Here is a 3,177-nt window from a genome sequence, read left to right on the forward strand (position 1 = left end):
TTATGATGCGGACCGTATTCGCAAAAACATGGATAAGCGCGACATCATCACCCAAATTCCAATGCGTAAGACCCGCAAGATGCGCGTGGGTGTAGATCACACGCTTTACCGGCTGCGAAACATGGTTGAGCGGTGCTTCAATAAACTCAAGAACGCCCGGCGCGTCGCAACCCGCTACGATAAGACGGCTGAAAGCTTCCTGGGCTTCATCGACATCGCGTCAATCCGACTTTGGATCCGTCATTTGTCAACATGACCTAGCGGTGTATACTTGCGCGATCGTAATGTGTTTGGCTTTGGCCGCTTGGGAACATTATTGCATGAAGCGACGCAAACGACTTAGCTAGAACGTGACATCAACGACGCGGTGTGGCGGAAAAGGCGTGGATCAATACTCCGCCCAGCCTCGCTCATAGCCGTTCCACTCTAAGCCCATTGCCGTCATCCGTTCATAGAGAGACCCGCCGTAGACGTAACGTGATGGTTCGGGTTGGCACTCTAGCTTGTCCACGATCTCGCCATTGCGTGTCACGGTGACCCAACCGAAATGCGTTACAGATGGGATGTCATCTGCAAATGGCTCAGATACGAACAAGCTTGGGACCTCGTAAGCGTAATCACCGTTGCGAAATGTGATCGAACCCGATGTCGGCGCGGGTGCATCCCATGGATGATAATCCACGGTCGCAATGGGTTCCGAAAGATATAGTTGTGGAGTCTCGTCAGGGACGCCATAGCTGTAGGTTACGGTGACATTGTTAAAACACACCCGTAAAACAGTATCTTTGCCCGCGATGTCACAAAACGTAAGCGGATCAAATCCAGGCGCACAGTCAGCGGTGGCATTACTGGCCCAAAATCCCAGCACAATACACGAATATCTTTTTACAACGCTGCAATGGGACCTCCTCCAGATCGGGCCAATTTAATACCAAGGTCTCGCAAAGCTTATGCCGCTCACACGTCTGTCCTGTCCAAACTCGATCAGGATACTCCATTCAGCAGTATCCTGATTTTCCATGCAGGCGTGGGATACGAATGTTTGCGATGTGGCAGCATATCCGTTTGGCACCCGCCCAAGAATACGGATCACTTCCCCACGAGTGAGACCCACCCGAAGGCCCGAGGGCATCTTCCAATCTGGCGATGTGCTGGACATTGCGATAACGACATCCTCGAAGATATCGAGAGCCATGCCAACGAGTGTCATTCGATCAATTTTTTCGCCACTGCTGGTGGGGTCTTCGACCGGCTCTGGTGATCCAAGCTTGCCGAGCTTGTCCAACGGATCGCCCATCGCGACACCATTCAGGCTAAACTCTGACGCCGGCAGGCAATCTTCCGCAGGGTTATATGGTTGGCTTTGCATCAAGCTGGGCGTGGCTGTCGGCTGAATAAGCTCAGATATCCATGTCTTGGAATCCCAGCTCCAAGTCAGACCGGCCGCCACTTTGGCGTCATAAATGCCGCCACCAAAACCGTAGCTCACAGTATCGGGGATGCACTCAAGACTTACTACCCGCTCGCCGCGCTGTGTCACCTCCACCCATCCAAAGCGCCTGATCGGTTGCGCCATCTCTTCATCCGAAAAGGGCCGATCAAATCCGCCGCCAACGTCATAGGCATAGTCACCGTTGTAAAAGGTGACACTTTCGCTGATCGCCTTGCCCAAACCAGACCATGGTTTAAAATCAACATGCTCAATGTTTTCTGACAGAAACAGTTCTGGCGTGCCGCCTGTGGGGCCGTAGCTGTAGGTTGCGACATGATCGTCGAAACAAACAAAGACTTCGGTGTTGCGCCCTTCAATCTGGCAGGATGTGAAGGCTTCTTGCCCCGCAGGGCAATCCGCCTGCGCCATGGTGCCGAGAAGGATGCCGTAACCGGCAAGGCAGACCCGTAATTTTTGACCCAAATCCCTGACCCCTTTGCCAAAATTCTTATTATGTTCACTTGATAACGACTTGCATGAATTAACGCTAAGGAAATGCCTATTCGTCAATCAAACCAAGACTAAGTGCGGCTTGCCGTATCGCATCGGTTGCCTGCCATGACGGGTTTGTCGCGCATATTGCCGATACCTCATAGTAAAAACCTGAGGACAGAATGGGCGTTGAGGGGAACTTTCCTTCAATGTGCGCCTCACTGATGTTGTTGTCGCGCACAAACCTCTTGATCAGAACAGCAAATGGCACAACGTCTTCGGGCGGCAATCCAAGGTCATCATGGAACGCACCCGTTCGCCTTTTGTAGGCGATCTCAGCGTCATGATAGGCATCAATGAGTTCATTATGCCGTTCGCTAAGCGCCTCGCAGGACAACTTCGCAAGCTCGTCGGCGGAGTAATGTTTGATCTTAGACGGGTCAGCCCAAATGAATGCCGCCCGCCCAACAGCAGAGGCACACAATATCAAAGCTGCGGCAACAAATAACTTCATGGTGCCAAATAAGGTCTATCAAGCTTGCTTGTCAAAGTATCTGAGGTTGCCCAGAAGTGGACGAGGTGCAAACGCAAGTCCGCCTCCAAGAAGCGGGGCCTGCGGGGGAGCAGTGGACAACGTTTTATTGACTGGTTGCTCATCCCCGCTCTTTTCAGATATCGTATTTCTGACCCACCACGGCACCCAATGTGGCTCAGTTGTCTGCAACCAAAGGCTAAGCACGATCCGTCACATAATCTCATTCCTGCTCTTCGGACTATTAGTGATTTTCGGGTATTTTTATTATGCCCAACACTACAAGTGGCGCGATTGCTTCAATGAAGCAGGCCGTTGTTTCGATCGGCAGTCTGGTGTGGTATATATGGAGCAATCGGGCATAGCTTGGATCATCCTTACATTGTTGACATTTGGGGCTTTCGTTTTTTGCCTGTGGTCATCCCGACCGCCAAAGTAAGAATAGGATGCAGCGCAACACTTCCTAGGCCGTGTTGACAAAAGGGATTCACAATGCACCGTAGGCGTGATTCAAGCTAGTATCTGCTATGGAGACCAGCTTGGCACGAGACTTGATGACGGACGAGGAGTGGACGTTTTCCGAACATTTCATCCTCGCTGCCCGCGGCCCGAATGGGCGCAAACCAACCAATCATCGCCTTGTTCTGGATGGGATTTTCTGGATCGCCCGAACAGGATCCCCGTGGCGTGAGCTGCCGGAGGAATTCGGAAAATGGTCAAG

General features: G+C 52.0%; 5 protein-coding genes. 2 read left to right on the forward strand and 3 right to left on the reverse strand.

Going from position 1 to position 3,177, the window contains the following annotated elements; genetic code table 11:
• Positions 1–256: transposase (locus tag AB9K34_RS09165; protein ID WP_369954038.1), on the forward strand; the 256-nt coding region annotated here is incomplete at its 5' end.
• Between the two features lie 132 nt (positions 257–388).
• Here AB9K34_RS09165 and AB9K34_RS09170 read toward each other — a convergent pair.
• The 3 genes from AB9K34_RS09170 to AB9K34_RS09180 form a co-directional block, all read right to left on the reverse strand.
• On the reverse strand, positions 389–868 hold the full coding sequence (locus tag AB9K34_RS09170; RefSeq protein WP_369954121.1) for a hypothetical protein: 480 nt from the start codon (positions 866–868) through the stop codon (positions 389–391).
• Positions 869–925: 57 nt separating this feature from the next.
• Entirely contained in the window at positions 926–1,915 is a 990-nt protein-coding gene (locus tag AB9K34_RS09175; protein WP_369954122.1) for a hypothetical protein, read from the reverse strand.
• 76 nt (positions 1,916–1,991) lie between these two features.
• Positions 1,992–2,438 carry a hypothetical protein gene (locus AB9K34_RS09180; RefSeq protein ID WP_369954123.1) on the reverse strand — a complete coding sequence of 149 codons (447 nt, stop codon included), beginning with the start codon at positions 2,436–2,438 and terminating at the stop codon, positions 1,992–1,994.
• A gap of 545 nt (positions 2,439–2,983) precedes the next feature.
• Here AB9K34_RS09180 and AB9K34_RS09185 point away from each other — a divergent pair.
• Positions 2,984–3,177 (forward strand): transposase (locus AB9K34_RS09185; protein ID WP_369954124.1); only part of this gene is annotated, 194 nt, incomplete at its 3' end.

This window comes from Sedimentitalea sp. XS_ASV28 (genome assembly GCF_041224545.1).
GTDB lineage: Bacteria > Pseudomonadota > Alphaproteobacteria > Rhodobacterales > Rhodobacteraceae > Sedimentitalea.

Coding starts and splice junctions, on each gene's coding strand:
- AB9K34_RS09180 (WP_369954123.1), bottom strand. CDS start 2,438: ATGAAGTTATTTGTTGCCGCAGCTTTGATATTGTGTGCCTCTGCTGTT.